Genomic DNA, 13,296 nt, shown 5'->3' on the forward strand with positions numbered 1-13,296 from the left:
AAATTAGGGGCTGTAGTAGATTAGCCCTAAATTTCACACCATTTTCGCAATATTTTTAACTGCTCTTTTGGTGTCCCAAAGTTAAACCGAAATTCACATTCCTTCAAGAATAAAGGAAAGTTTTTTCGGTTAATTCCATTATATTTTCGCAGTATCCGCTTCGCCTGATTCCAAAAATTTTCAATGCCATTAATATGATTTTGTTTCACCGCAAATAGCTCGGAATGATTGATTCGTTCGTGGTGAAATTCACTCACATCAAGAGCATCATAACTGCGATAAGTGTCCGTATAAACCCAGCTATCAGGCTTGATTTTTCTTTTAACAGGGAGTAATGTTTCACTCTTGGTGTTTTCAACCACAACAGTAAATACCTTTCCTTGTCGTTTTAGTAACCCAAAAACAGCAACTTTTCCAGCCGCTCCTCGTCCTCGTTTTCCCTTTCGATGACCACCAAAATAGCTTTCGTCTAGTTCAATTTCCCCCTCAAAAATCTCGTTAACTTCAAGGGATAAATGATAGCCAATCACAAGCCTGATTTTATGGTAGAACAAAGCGGCTGTATTCGGTTGAATATCTAGCAAATTTGCTGCCGTTCTTGCAGTAACTTCTGCGACAAAAAACTCAAGCAGTTTTTTCTGTATAGATTTCTTTAATTTACAATATGTTATCTTCATTTTTGTAGTATAGCATTGTTGCTAATCTACTACAGCCCCAAAAATTAATCTAAAAAAAACCGCACTTATATAAGTGCGGTGTAAATTTCATTAATTTTCTTCTTTATGACGCGCTGCAACTTCAGCTAATAAAGTTTGTAATTCGCCTTGTTGATACATTTCTAAAATAATATCACAACCACCAATTAGCTCACCCTCTACCCATAATTGTGGGAAGGTTGGCCAGTTTGCATAAGCGGGTAGCTCTGCACGAATATCAGGATTTTGCAAAATATCCACATAGCCAAAAGGCACTTTACAATTCATTAGGGCTTCTACCGCTCTCGCAGAGAATCCGCAAGAAGGGAATTTCGGTGAGCCTTTCATATAAATAAGAATAGGGTTTTCAGCAATTTGTTTTTTAATACGTTCTAAGGTTTCCATAATTATCCTCGTTTTGAATTAAGTGGACTGATTGTAGCATAAGGGGCTTGAGATACCAATAACCCGAGTATAATAATCAGGTATTACCAACTTCCGCCAGCACCACCGCCACCGAAGCCACCACCGCCAAAGCCTCCGCCAGAACCGCCACCAAAACCACCAAAGCCGCCGCCAGAGCCAAAGCCTCCACCAAATCCACCGCTACGGCGTCTGCGAACAGGGGGCTGGCGGAAAATTTGTCCATTGTGATTATTAGTAGGGCTGATATAAGGCGTTCTACGCCAACTTAGTTCGCCAAACAGTACAAATAAGACAAAAATACTGATCATTATGATTGGAATATATTGTGTCCAATCATCATCTTCTGTTTGAGCAGCGTCATATTCCCCTTTGCTTGCCGCAATGATGTAATCCAATCCACGATCAATGCCTAGCATATAATGCCCTTGTTTAAAGGCTGGCGTAATCACATTGCGTATCACTTGAGAAAGAAAAGCATCAGGTAGCGCACCTTCAAGCCCTTGTCCTGTGGCAATAAAAATCTTGCGATCATTTATAGCGATCAGCATTAATACGCCATTATTAAGCTGTTTACGCCCAATACCCCATTTATCACCCAATTCAAAGCTATATTGTGCAATATCATAATTCCCTGTGGTTGGAATTAACACCACCGCAATTTGCGAGCTGGTTTCTTTAGAATAAGCAATGAGCTTATTTTCCAAAAGCTGTTTTTCCGATGGAGTGAGCGTTTTGGTATAGTCATTCACATAATGAAAAGGATTAGGCGGTGGTGGGAAATTGACCGCGCTTGCACTTAAACTCAAAAAAACAAGCAAAAAAACGACCGCACTTTTCATTAGCTTAATCATTAATAATCACCTCATTATCAAGCTCATTACGATCATTTGGCTGAATAGGAAAATATTGCGCCAAAACTTGAGCAATATTATCAATAATATTGACAACGCCTTCAGTATAAACCTTTTGGCTAAAATGATTTGTCATTTCAGTGCATTGCGCTTGCCAAAAGTTTTCCCCGACATACTGATGAATACCTTCATCACCAATTATGGCACATTGATGATCCTTATAGGCAATGTAGATCAACACGCCATTACTCGCCTCTGTGGCTGTCATTTCTAACTTCTGGAAAACAGATAAGGCTTGCTCAAGGACTGAGTTTGACGATTTTGGAATGTGACGTTCAATATAAACGCGCAACTCTGCCGAAGTTTGTTGTTCGAGGCGAACAATTGCCGCCTCGATTTGCTTTTTATCAAAAGGGATTCTTGAAAATAGCGCCATAATAGACTGCTCTTAGTTAAAACTTACAACAGGCGCGTTTTCAGATCCTACTGCAGATTTGAAGTAAGGTTTTTCTTTGAAACCAAAAATCATCGCCGCTAATTTTGTTGGGAACTGACGAATTTTTTGGTTATATTCACGAGCCGCTTCATTAAATTTATCACGCGCCACATTAATGCGATTTTCCGTGCCTTCTAATTGTGCTTGTAAATTCATAAAGCCTTCATGTGCTTTAAGATCTGGATATTTTTCTACGGTAACTAACAGGCGAGATAACGCCGATCCCACAGAATTTTGTTGTTGTTGGAATTGTGCAAGCTGTTCTTCTGTCATATTGCTTGGATCAATTTTTGTTTGGCTCGCTTTTGCACGCGCTTCTATTACACCTGTTAAGGTTTCTTTCTCAAAATTAGCCTGACCTTTTACGGTATTCACGATGTTTGGAATGAGATCTGCACGGCGTTGATATTGCGATTCAACATTTGCCCATACGGAATCAATTTTTTCTTCCGCTTGCACTAAACCATTGTAGCTTGTCATTAGTGTGAAACCTGCGATCACAGCCACGATTAGCACAATAATCCACTTTTTCATTTTCTTTTCCTTAACGATAAAATGACGAGATAACAAAAGACCTAAACTTTCGTTTAGGTCTTTTTTCATAAACTTATCAAAGTATTAACGAAAAATTATTCGTTACCTTTAACAGCAATTTCTACGCGACGGTCATCAGCTAAACAAGCGATTAATGCTTTACGACCTTTAACTGCGTCACATTTAGTGCCAGTTACTGGGTTAGCTTCACCGTAACCTGTTGCAGAGATAGCGTTTTGAGAAACACCTTTAGATACTAAGTAGTTAGCAACAGTTTCTGCACGACGTTGTGATAATTTTAAGTTAGATGCTTCTGAACCGATACGGTCAGTGTAACCAGCTACTGCAACGTTTGCAGATTTTAATTGAGCGATTTCACCGTAGATACCATCTAATGTGCTTTGTGCTTCTGGACGTAAGTTAGATTTACCGAATGCGAAAGTTACATCAGAGTTTAGCGCAAAAGTTTTAGAAACAACTTTAGGTTCAACAACCGGAGCGCTCTGACCAAAACGGTAAGATAATCCTGCAGTTACAGAACCGATGCTTGGTGTATAATCTACACGATTACCATCTTCATCTTTCAAACGGCCAACACCGTTAACCCATTGATATTCAACGCGGAACGCTAATTCAGGTAATGATGGAAGGTTGTACTCTAAACCACCAGCAAATACCGGAGATACTTTTAAGCTGTGCTCATGCTCGTAGTCTGGGTTCTTTCCTGTGCTCTTATAATCGGAACGGATTAATGCCGCACCTACACGACCATAAACATCTAAACCTTCTAATACTGGGTAGCTTGCTTTTAAGCTTAAGTGTGCACCGTGATTAGTATGTTTAGAAAAGGTTTCACCTTCATAGCGAAGTTTAGCACGACCAAAATCATCATAACCTGCTTCAACAGCGAAGTTATCAGTGATTTGGTAACCACCGAATACACCATAGGTTACAGAATTGCGTAATGTACCTTCAGAATTCGCTTGGTTTTCATATTGATTTAAACCATCGTGGAAAGATGCCCAACCAGCTTTAGCACCAGCATAGAAAGTATTTGCTTGTGGTGCAGCTTGTGCTACTGATGCAGCAGTTAAACCAGCGATAGCTAATGCGATTGCAGTTTTTTTCATTTGGATGATCCTCTATTTAGTCATCAATAAATTTAAAATGAAAGTTTCATTTAGTATCAGTTGCCAAATGAAACCTAAATGCCAAATGAAACCTAAACACAATAATGTGTGTACGTTGATCTTAAACTTTTTTTACAAAAAAACAAACTTTTTTTATAAAATGAACCCATAGTTTATGGCTAAGTTTAATCTTATAAGTATTTAGAGAACGATATTTTCTCTATTCCTACTTTGCTTTTACGTCAATCTAATCAGATCGGACCTATTCAAAGCGAATATATTATCAGCTTGAAAAAATAGAAAATCAAACGATTTTTCTCTTTTTAGCTCAAAATTCATACAAACACTTACTGTTTCAGATTGTTTTTTAAGCAGAAATAGATCTATTTTCTCGTTTCACCTTACCGAAAAAACAAATTTGATCCCTTTCTTTCGATGAAAGGATCGTAACAATATGCTAAAATCTGCTCATTCTGTTAATCATTATATGAGTAATAAAATGCTACCACGTCTATCTGATATCCCACAGCTTTCACCTTTAGTTTCTGATTATTTAGCAGAACTTAAACGCCAACATTTTGCGGGCGATATTGCTTCAAGCTATGCGGATCGCTTAAGTCTTGCAACGGATAACAGTGTTTATCAGCAACTGCCACAAGCCATTTTATTCCCTAAGAATACGGCAGATGTGGTGCGCCTCACTAAATTAGCTCAAAAAGAAAAATACCTTTCGCTCACCTTTACCCCACGCGGTGGCGGTACAGGCACCAATGGACAAGCCTTAAATAATAATATTATTGTGGATCTTTCGCGTTATATGACGAAAATTCTTGAACTCAATGTGCAAGAGCGTTGGGTAAAAGTGCAAGCAGGCGTAGTAAAAGATCAACTGAACCAATTTTTGAAACCTTATGGGTTGTTTTTCTCGCCCGAATTATCCACCAGCAACCGCGCGACCCTAGGTGGAATGATCAACACCGATGCCTCAGGGCAAGGCTCATTGCGTTATGGCAAAACGTCCGATCACGTTTTAGGTTTGCGTGCCGTCTTAATCGATGGTGAAGTGATTAATACCCACGCGCTGAAAGCCACAGATTTCGAGCAATCATTACAGCAACAACCGCTTTCTCAGCGCAGCCGTCATTTACATCAAGAAATTTTCCAGCGTTGCCAACAAAAACGCCCTGAAATCTTGCGTGATTTGCCACAGCTTAATCGCTTTTTAACGGGTTACGATCTCAAAAATGTATTTAATAATGATGAATCAGAATTTAACCTTTCACGCATTTTAACAGGCTCAGAAGGCTCGCTTGCGTTTATTTGTGAAGCGACTTTAGATCTCACGCCAATCCCACAATATCGCACATTAATTAATATAAAATACCGCTCTTTTGATGCCGCGTTGCGTAACGCACCTTTTATGCTCAAAGCCAATGCCCTTTCAGTGGAAACGGTGGATAGCAAAGTGCTAAATCTCGCCAAACAAGACATCATTTGGCACTCCGTAAGCGATCTACTTACTGAAGATCAAGAAAACCCCATTCTTGGCTTGAATATTGTGGAATATGCCGGCAACAGCAAAGCCCTGATTGAAAAACAAGTGGCACAACTTTGCGCGCAGCTTGATGAGAAAATTGCGCAGAATCAAGATGATATTATCGGCTATCAAGTTTGCAGTGATTTGCCTTCCATTGAGCGTATTTATGCGATGCGTAAAAAAGCCGTGGGCTTACTAGGGAATGCGAAAGGTGCGGCTAAGCCCATTCCTTTTGTGGAAGACACCTGCGTGCCACCTGAACATCTTGCCGATTACATCAGTGAATTTCGTGCGCTGCTTGATGCCCATCACTTAGAATACGGAATGTTTGGCCACGTTGATGCGGGCGTGCTACACGTTCGCCCCGCCCTTGATTTATGCGACAAAGAACAAGTGAAACTGTTTAAAGAAATTTCCGATCAAGTGGCCGATCTAACGCACAAGTACGGCGGACTGATTTGGGGCGAACACGGCAAAGGGATGCGCTCGCAATATGGCGAAACCTTTTTCACGCCTGAATTATGGCAAGAACTGCGTTACATCAAAACTCTGTTCGATCCGCAAAATCGCCTAAATCCGGGCAAAATTTGCACCGCACTTGACAGCGAACAAGCGCTTTACTCTATCCTATCACCAATGCGCGCGGATCAAGATCGCCAAATTCCAATTCAAATGAAAGCAGAATTTTCTGGCGCAATGAACTGCAACGGCAATGGTTTATGCTTTAATTTTGATGTAAACAGCACAATGTGTCCTTCAATGAAAGTGAGTAAAAATCGCTTGTTTTCACCAAAAGGACGTGCTGCGATGGTGCGTGAATGGCTGCGTTTACTGGCTAATCAAAATATTTCTGCCGATCAGTTAGATTTTCGTAAAAGCCAAATAAAACTCAGCGATTTTGTGGCTAAAATTCGCCATAGCCTGCAAAAAGCGCGTGGCGAATATGATTTTTCTCACGAAGTGAAAGCGGCGATGGATACCTGCCTTTCGTGCAAAGCCTGTGCAAGCCAATGCCCAATAAAAATTGATGTGCCAAGTTTCCGTGCCAAGTTCTTGCATTTTTATCATCAGCGTTATGCTCGCCCAATCAAAGATTATGTGGTGTCAAATGTGGAACTGGTTGCGCCTTATATAGCAAAAGCACCGAAATTTTTTAACTTTTTTACCGCCGCAAAAATTACCCAACCACTGGCACAAAAAGCCTTAGGCATGGTGGATTTACCTTTATTAAGCCAACCAAATTTGCAACAGCAATTAGTCGCCCTTAACTATCAAGGTTTGCGTTTAGAACAGCTAGAAAACTTAAGCGAAACCGAAAAGCAAAATATGCTGCTTATCGTACAAGATCCTTTCACGTCTTATTATGATGCCAAAGTAGTAGCGGATTTTGTGGCGCTAACCCAAAAGCTCGGCTATCGACCAATTTTGTTGCCATTCAAACCTAATGGCAAAGCACAACATATCAAAGGTTTCCTCACTCGCTTTGCTAAAACGGCGAAAAATCAAGCCGCGTTTTTAAATCGAATGTCGAAGTTAGACATTCCTTTAGTGGGGGTCGATCCTGCTATTGTGCTGTCTTACCGTGATGAATATCGTGAAATTTTAGGTGCGGAACGTGGCGATTTCCAAGTGCTTACCGCCCATCAATGGCTAAAAAATCAACTCCATTCTGAGCAATTCGCACAGGGAATAAAAAATTCACAAAAAAACCACCGCACTTTACCAGAAGAGCAACAATGGCATTTATTCCCCCATTGTACTGAATCCACAGGGCTACCAAATAGTCCTAAAGAATGGCAAGAAATCTTTGCTGCCTTTGGACAACCATTACAAGTGGAAACCGTGGGCTGCTGTGGAATGGCTGGTACATTCGGCCACGAAACACAACATCTTGCAATGTCGAAAGCCATTTATGCCAGCTCGTGGGAGAAAAAACTGGCAGGCAAAAATCCTGATTATTGCCTTGCCACAGGCTATTCTTGCCGCAGCCAAGTGAAACGCTTGGAAAAATGGCAACCAAAGCACCCAGTGCAAGCCCTCTTAACCTTACTTAACTAGAATAAAACAATGAAAATTTGGAAAAAACACTTTACTTTAGAACAACTTAATCAATTTAACGCCCATTGTGCCGTGACCCATTTAGGTATTCAATTTAGCGCCCAAGGGGAGGATTGGCTAGAAGCCACAATGCCTGTTGATCATCGTACCACTCAACCAATGGGCTTTTTACACGGCGGAATTTCTGCGGCATTGGCTGAAACTGTTGCATCAATGGCAGGGTTTTGTTGCGTGGAAGAAAAACAAGCCGTGGTTGGATTAGACATTAACGCCAGCCACCTTCGCCCCGTGCGCGAGGGCGTGGTAACCGCCAGAGCCACCCCTATTCGTTTAGGCAAAACCACTCAATTTTGGCAAATTGACATTAAAGATCAAGCGGATAAACTATGCTGCTTTGCAAAACTCACATTAAGCGTGGTGAATCAATGAACAAACAAAAAATCGGCGTAATTCTTGCTAATTTAGGCACGCCAGACGCTCCTGAACCCAAAGCCCTTTCACGCTATTTATGGCAATTTCTCACCGATCCACGCGTGGTAGATCTTCCCCGCTGGCAATGGTGGCCACTATTAAAATGCGTGATTTTGCCTCGCCGTTCCAGACGTGTGGCAGAAACCTACCGCAGTGTTTGGACAGAACAAGGCTCACCATTATTAGTGATTTCGAAACAGCAACAGCAGAAATTACAGCACTATTTCGATCAGCAAGGCATTAACGCCCTTGTGGAAATTGGAATGACTTATGGCAATCCTTCAATGCAAAGTGCGGTGGAAAATTTGCTCAAAAATCAAGTGGATAAAATCATTGTGCTCCCGCTTTATCCGCAATACAGCAGCACCACAACGGCAGCAGTATTGGATTGCTTTGCCCAATCATTAAAATCCATTCGTGGGCTTACGCCGTTTGAGTTTATCCATTCTTATCATCTTGATGAACAATATATTGATGCACTCGTGCAATCCATCAAAGCCAAAATGAAACCCGATGAATTCCTGCTCTTTTCTTATCACGGCATTCCATTACGTTATGAACAAGAAGGGGATTATTATCGCGAGCATTGCAAACAAACCACCATCGCTGTGGTAGATCGCCTAGGATTAAAAGAAAACCAATGGCAACTTTGCTTTCAATCCCGTTTCGGCCGTGAAGAATGGCTGCAGCCTTATACAGATCATTTTTTACAAAATGCCACAAAAAACCAAGGCATTGAAAAAGTCGCCTTCATCTGCCCTGGTTTCTCTGCGGATTGTTTAGAAACGTTGGAAGAAATTGAAGTAGAAAACCGCGAAATTTTCCTGCATAACGGCGGAAAATCTTTCCAATATATCCCCGCTCTTAACGCAGAACCCGCCCATATTGAAATGATGGCGGAATTAATTAAGAAGAAAATATAGAAAAAATGCCTAGATGAATGTCTAGGCATTTTGCTAAATTTTTCTAAAAATTAGACCGCACTTTCGTTTTTCACTCAAACCATAATTACGCCCAGTTTTTCTTTTTAGAAGTTTTACCAATGCCAGGGTTGAAGCTATTGGTCGGATCTAATTTTTGGTAGAAGGCTTTCAATTCTGGTTTCGCTTCATACAAATGTCCTACGTTATGTTCCGCTGGGTATTGCGCGCCACGTTTATCAAGCAAAGCTAACATTTCGTGTTCGATTTCTTCCCAATCGTAGCCTTTTTTGACTAAATAATCTTGGTGGAACACATAGCACATAAAATGTCCGTAGTAGAGTTTATGAATTAATTTATTTTCTAACTCGGCAGGCAATTTCTCAAACCAATCTTGATCGTTACGGCGTAAAGCAATATCCAATGCCACAATTTCTTCCACTTCAGGTTCGTGAATGGCACGATAACGAATAGCAGCAGACGCCACAGCAAAGCGGTGCAACATTGCAGCTTGGGTTTCTTCTGGGCTACATTCAAAATATGCCCCTTTGGATTTATCTGCAAATAGGCTTTGTAAATATTCTCTTGCTTCTTTCACGCCTTCCCCACCCATTTTTAAGATTAAGTGATGTTCATATTGATCACGATAATCTCTTAAACTTTGTGGCAAATGCTGCGGTAATAACTTAGAAACAAATTGCAACGCTTTGTCGCTAAGATGATTTGGTAAAAAAGCGAATTTTTTCATTAAGCGATCGGCTTTGGCTTTGAGCGCAAATAATTTTGGTAAACGGTGCGTACCAAAACGTTTAATCACCCAGAACGTATCTTTTCCATATTCAGCGGCAATATCAAAGGCATCACGATGAATATATTCACCCGATACTGGCAAACTGCTAAATTCAGCCAAAATATGACGGCGAATGTCGGTTAAAACTTGGGTATCATTTGTGCCGATATAAAATACCGCACTTTCTTTATCTTGCGGGAACGTATCCAAACGCACAGCAAACACGCCCAATTTTCCTGCGCTGCCTGACGCTTCATAATGACGATTCGGATCGGCATTAAAACGAGCAGGTGTGTCCGCATCAATTTGGCGAACGTGATGACAATAATCGTGATCGTGTCCTTTACCGCAATCAAGATGAATGTCTTTACGCTGATAACGCCCTTCTTGCAAGTTAGTCAGAATTTCTTCTGGGCTATCGCCTAAATCAATACCAAGATTGTTGATTAGGTGCAATTCGCCGTTCTCATCTAACTGTGCGTACAATGCCATTTCCGTATAAGCTGGCCCGCGTTGCACCAAGGCTCCGCCTGAATTGTTACAAATTCCGCCAATCACCGAAGCGCCGATACAAGATGAACCGATAACAGAATGCGGCTCACGTTTGTATTCTTTCAGCAATGATTCCAAATCGTTTAAGCGCGAACCAGCAAAGCACACCACTTGTTCTGCATTATTAATGGGTTGAATACCCGTCATTCGCATTGTATTGATAAGCACAATATCACGTTCATAATCATTTCCTGCTGGGGTTGAACCGCCCGTAAGCCCTGTATTTGCTGCTTGTGAGATCACGATCACATCGGCTGCAACACAAGCTTTTAACACTTGCCAATATTCTAATAATGATCCAGGACGCACCACGGCTAGCACTTTCCCTTGCCCGAAGCGGTAGCCTGTGGTGTATTCTTCCGCTTTTAGCGGATCGGTAATAAGATATTTAGGTGTAACAATTTGCGCTAATTGCGTAATTAATTGAGTTGCTGACATTTGGATCCCCTTGTAAAAATAACAATGATTTAACATTTACTATAAAAGGGATAAAAAGAAATTTCAACTAAAGAAAAAGCCCACCTTACTCGTGGGCTAGAAAAGTGGATATTACAGATTAGAAATTATACCCCAATCCCATAAAGAATACGAATGGATTGAGTTTTACATCGACTTCGTGTGCGGCCCCTAAGGCATTAAATCTCGCGGTGGTTTTGATTTGCGTGTACCACATTGCCGTGTTCAAATAAAGGTTATCCGCTAATTTAATATCAATCCCCGCATTCACGACTGGAGCAAAAGAATGTTTTTTCACTTGTAAATCAGTTACTGCTGCGTGAGTGGATTTTGCGCTGAAGAATCTGGTGTAATTTAAACCCGCCCCGACATAAGGACGAGAACCCGCATCTTTATCTAGGAAATAATATTGCATATACAAACTTGGTGGAAGTTGTTTAAGTTTAGCAACTTGTCCTAAATTTAAACCTGCCGCAGGAACATTTGCTTTAATCTTATGTGAAAATGGTGTTGCACCCAATAATTCCACGCCAATATTGTCTGTAAGCATATAAGTCGCGGTTAGCCCTAATTGCGCATTATCACTTACTTTCAAATTAACATCTATTGGTGTTTTAGTGTGAGAATCAGAATTTGCGCTCACAAACACGCCACCTGCTCTTAATAATACATCTCCGCTTTGATGTGCATTGGCTGAAGTGGCAACAAAAAGACTTGCTAAACCTAGTGCAATCAGTGTTTTTTTCATAAAAAGTACCTCTATAGTTAATATCCTTACAAACTTTGTGTATTTCACACGTTGCGAAATATACCACCAAATAGTTATTACTTTTGTGATATAGCTCAAATTTTTTAAATTTTTGTTAAAAAAATTGAAAAATTTATTTACCGCACTTTTCATTTTGTTTAACAATAGAGAAAATTTGATCTAACACAAAATTAAGCGTTGTAACTCAAAAACCATTATTCATAACAAGATAAGGTTTCAGCAAAGGAAAGGGCAATGCTTGGCAAGTTATTGTATAATGCCGCAATGATTTTTAACTGGAAGCAAACTAATGAACATTAATTTTACTCAAATTTTTCAAGATTGTTGGAATTTTATGCGTAATCAAAAAAAGATTACTCAGCAATTTATCTTTTTCTTTTTTATTAGCTCGTTAATCTTCTATTTTCTTTTAACCGCGGTTGTGCCGATGCCTGAAATCAGCCAAGCAAATGGGCAAAATTTGCCTTTGCCAAGCAATATCAGCGCAGAATTTTTGGTGATTGGCGTGGCACAACAGTTAGTCAGCTTATTTATTTCTTCTTGGGGGATTCTCACCTTTCACCGCATTAGCACTCAACAACAAAATCCGTTAAATCAAAATCCCTTAAACCAAAGTGCGGTGTTAACTTTACAACGTTTTGCAGGCGTGGTGGCAGTGAGTGTGATTGGATTTATTCCCTTGATGATTGGCGTGGTAGAAAGTCTGTTTGCCATTTTACAAGGACAATCCCCTTCAATCCTCTCTTTGGTGGCAATGTTGCTCGGCTTTTTTATTTTTGTGCGCTTAAGCCTCGCTTCTACAGAATATCTGATTCAGCCCGTGGGCATTATGCAAGCCTTGAAAAATAGCTGGCTAAATGGCGTGAAACGCGCTTCGCCGCTGTTTATTTATTGTTTGTTAATTTATGTGGTACTGCCGTTTGTGGTAAGACGTATTTCTTCATTGAGCGATAACCTTGTTTTTGATGTGGTAATGTTATTTTTAAGCGCTGCGGTTGGCGTGTTTTCGTTACTTTTCACTTATCGCTTTTACACCTTATTTATGCGCAAGGATCAACAATAATGAAACAAATTTTAGAATTTATACCACTGTTAGTTTTTTTTGCTGTTTATAAACTGGTTGGTATTCGTGAAGCGGCCATCGCCTTGATTATTGCGACAATCATTCAGCTTGTGGTGCTGAAACTGAAATACGGCAAAATTGAAAAACAACAGCTCATTATGGGAAGTGCGGTAGTTTTTTTTGGCGCTTTATCCGCTTATTTCAACGAATTAGAATTTTTAAAATGGAAAGTAACGGTAGTTTATGCCTTGTTTGCCTTGGCATTAATCATCAGCCAAGTAATTTTTAAGAAACCGCTCATTCAGCAATTATTAGGTAAAGAAATTCAACTGCCTGATACCGTTTGGAATAAATTAAATCTGGGCTGGGCAGGATTTTTTCTGTTTTGTATGATCCTAAATATCATCATCAGCCAATATTTTTCCGATGATCTTTGGGTGGATTTCAAAACCTTCGGCATTATTGGACTCAGCCTTATTGCAACAGTCGCAACAGGCGTTTATATTTATCGTTATCTTCCAAAAACAGAGAATAAAGAACAATAGGAA

The 13,296-nt window shown here is 40.2% G+C and carries 13 protein-coding genes; 5 read left to right on the forward strand and 8 right to left on the reverse strand.

Annotation, left to right across the window (positions count from 1 at the left end; genetic code table 11):
• Positions 1-26: 26 nt before the first annotated feature.
• From ELZ61_RS08035 to ompA, 6 genes are all read right to left on the reverse strand, one after another.
• Complete coding sequence (locus ELZ61_RS08035) at positions 27-677, reverse strand: IS1595 family transposase (RefSeq protein WP_126371477.1); 651 nt, start codon at positions 675-677, stop codon at positions 27-29.
• Between the two features lie 90 nt (positions 678-767).
• Positions 768-1,100: a Grx4 family monothiol glutaredoxin gene (grxD, locus tag ELZ61_RS08040; RefSeq protein ID WP_103853017.1), complete on the reverse strand. Its 333-nt coding sequence runs from the start codon at positions 1,098-1,100 to the stop codon at positions 768-770.
• An 83-nt stretch (positions 1,101-1,183) separates the two neighbouring features.
• Entirely contained in the window at positions 1,184-1,972 is a 789-nt protein-coding gene (locus ELZ61_RS08045) for a TPM domain-containing protein (protein WP_126372784.1), read from the reverse strand.
• Positions 1,965-2,408 carry a TPM domain-containing protein gene (locus ELZ61_RS08050; RefSeq protein ID WP_103853019.1) on the reverse strand — a complete coding sequence of 148 codons (444 nt, stop codon included), beginning with the start codon at positions 2,406-2,408 and terminating at the stop codon, positions 1,965-1,967. The genes ELZ61_RS08045 and ELZ61_RS08050 overlap by 8 nt, the downstream gene beginning before the upstream one ends.
• Positions 2,409-2,420: 12 nt before the next feature.
• On the reverse strand, positions 2,421-3,002 hold the full coding sequence (locus tag ELZ61_RS08055; protein ID WP_126372786.1) for a LemA family protein: 582 nt from the start codon (positions 3,000-3,002) through the stop codon (positions 2,421-2,423).
• 95 nt (positions 3,003-3,097) lie between these two features.
• Positions 3,098-4,132 carry a porin OmpA gene (ompA, locus tag ELZ61_RS08060; RefSeq protein ID WP_126372789.1) on the reverse strand — a complete coding sequence of 345 codons (1,035 nt, stop codon included), beginning with the start codon at positions 4,130-4,132 and terminating at the stop codon, positions 3,098-3,100.
• 499 nt (positions 4,133-4,631) lie between these two features.
• Between ompA and ydiJ the strand changes: the two genes are divergently transcribed.
• From ydiJ to hemH, 3 genes are read left to right on the forward strand one after another with little or no spacing between them, the layout of a single operon-like run.
• Complete coding sequence (ydiJ, locus tag ELZ61_RS08065) at positions 4,632-7,727, forward strand: D-2-hydroxyglutarate dehydrogenase YdiJ (RefSeq protein WP_126373645.1); 3,096 nt, start codon at positions 4,632-4,634, stop codon at positions 7,725-7,727.
• A gap of 9 nt (positions 7,728-7,736) precedes the next feature.
• Complete coding sequence (locus ELZ61_RS08070; protein ID WP_126372791.1) at positions 7,737-8,156, forward strand: hotdog fold thioesterase; 420 nt, start codon at positions 7,737-7,739, stop codon at positions 8,154-8,156.
• Positions 8,153-9,121, forward strand: coding sequence for a ferrochelatase (hemH, locus tag ELZ61_RS08075; protein WP_126372794.1), 969 nt, complete (start codon positions 8,153-8,155; stop codon positions 9,119-9,121). The genes ELZ61_RS08070 and hemH overlap by 4 nt, the downstream gene beginning before the upstream one ends.
• Before the next feature lie 85 nt (positions 9,122-9,206).
• Here hemH and dld read toward each other — a convergent pair whose 3' ends face one another.
• Positions 9,207-10,898, reverse strand: a complete 1,692-nt coding sequence (gene dld / locus ELZ61_RS08080) for a D-lactate dehydrogenase (RefSeq protein ID WP_126372796.1) — start codon at positions 10,896-10,898, stop codon at positions 9,207-9,209.
• A gap of 118 nt (positions 10,899-11,016) precedes the next feature.
• Entirely contained in the window at positions 11,017-11,664 is a 648-nt protein-coding gene (locus tag ELZ61_RS08085; protein WP_126372797.1) for an OmpW/AlkL family protein, read from the reverse strand.
• A gap of 355 nt (positions 11,665-12,019) precedes the next feature.
• Between ELZ61_RS08085 and ELZ61_RS08090 the strand changes: the two genes are divergently transcribed.
• Both ELZ61_RS08090 and ELZ61_RS08095 read left to right on the forward strand, forming a co-directional pair.
• The gene (locus tag ELZ61_RS08090; RefSeq protein ID WP_126372799.1) at positions 12,020-12,748 is read left to right on the forward strand and encodes a hypothetical protein; all 729 of its coding nucleotides are present in this window, start codon (positions 12,020-12,022) and stop codon (positions 12,746-12,748) included.
• Positions 12,748-13,293 carry a septation protein A gene (locus ELZ61_RS08095; RefSeq protein ID WP_126372801.1) on the forward strand — a complete coding sequence of 182 codons (546 nt, stop codon included), beginning with the start codon at positions 12,748-12,750 and terminating at the stop codon, positions 13,291-13,293. The genes ELZ61_RS08090 and ELZ61_RS08095 overlap by 1 nt, the downstream gene beginning before the upstream one ends.
• Positions 13,294-13,296: the final 3 nt, after the last annotated feature.

Origin of the sequence: Avibacterium volantium, from assembly GCF_900635775.1 — a bacterium.
GTDB classification, from domain to species: domain Bacteria; phylum Pseudomonadota; class Gammaproteobacteria; order Enterobacterales; family Pasteurellaceae; genus Avibacterium; species Avibacterium volantium.

Excerpts from the sequence above, each read along its gene's own strand:
- ELZ61_RS08045 (WP_126372784.1), bottom strand. The coding sequence starts at position 1,972 with ATGATTAAGCTAATGAAAAGTGCGGTCGTTTTTTTGCTTGTTTTTTTG.
- ompA (WP_126372789.1), bottom strand. The coding sequence starts at position 4,132 with ATGAAAAAAACTGCAATCGCATTAGCTATCGCTGGTTTAACTGCTGCA.
- ELZ61_RS08095 (WP_126372801.1), top strand. The coding sequence starts at position 12,748 with ATGAAACAAATTTTAGAATTTATACCACTGTTAGTTTTTTTTGCTGTT.
- ELZ61_RS08090 (WP_126372799.1), top strand. The coding sequence starts at position 12,020 with ATGCGTAATCAAAAAAAGATTACTCAGCAATTTATCTTTTTCTTTTTT.
- ydiJ (WP_126373645.1), top strand. The coding sequence starts at position 4,632 with ATGCTACCACGTCTATCTGATATCCCACAGCTTTCACCTTTAGTTTCT.
- ELZ61_RS08035 (WP_126371477.1), bottom strand. The coding sequence starts at position 677 with ATGAAGATAACATATTGTAAATTAAAGAAATCTATACAGAAAAAACTG.
- hemH (WP_126372794.1), top strand. The coding sequence starts at position 8,153 with ATGAACAAACAAAAAATCGGCGTAATTCTTGCTAATTTAGGCACGCCA.
- ELZ61_RS08085 (WP_126372797.1), bottom strand. The coding sequence starts at position 11,664 with ATGAAAAAAACACTGATTGCACTAGGTTTAGCAAGTCTTTTTGTTGCC.
- dld (WP_126372796.1), bottom strand. The coding sequence starts at position 10,898 with ATGTCAGCAACTCAATTAATTACGCAATTAGCGCAAATTGTTACACCT.
- grxD (WP_103853017.1), bottom strand. The coding sequence starts at position 1,100 with ATGGAAACCTTAGAACGTATTAAAAAACAAATTGCTGAAAACCCTATT.
- ELZ61_RS08050 (WP_103853019.1), bottom strand. The coding sequence starts at position 2,408 with ATGGCGCTATTTTCAAGAATCCCTTTTGATAAAAAGCAAATCGAGGCG.
- ELZ61_RS08070 (WP_126372791.1), top strand. The coding sequence starts at position 7,737 with ATGAAAATTTGGAAAAAACACTTTACTTTAGAACAACTTAATCAATTT.
- ELZ61_RS08055 (WP_126372786.1), bottom strand. The coding sequence starts at position 3,002 with ATGAAAAAGTGGATTATTGTGCTAATCGTGGCTGTGATCGCAGGTTTC.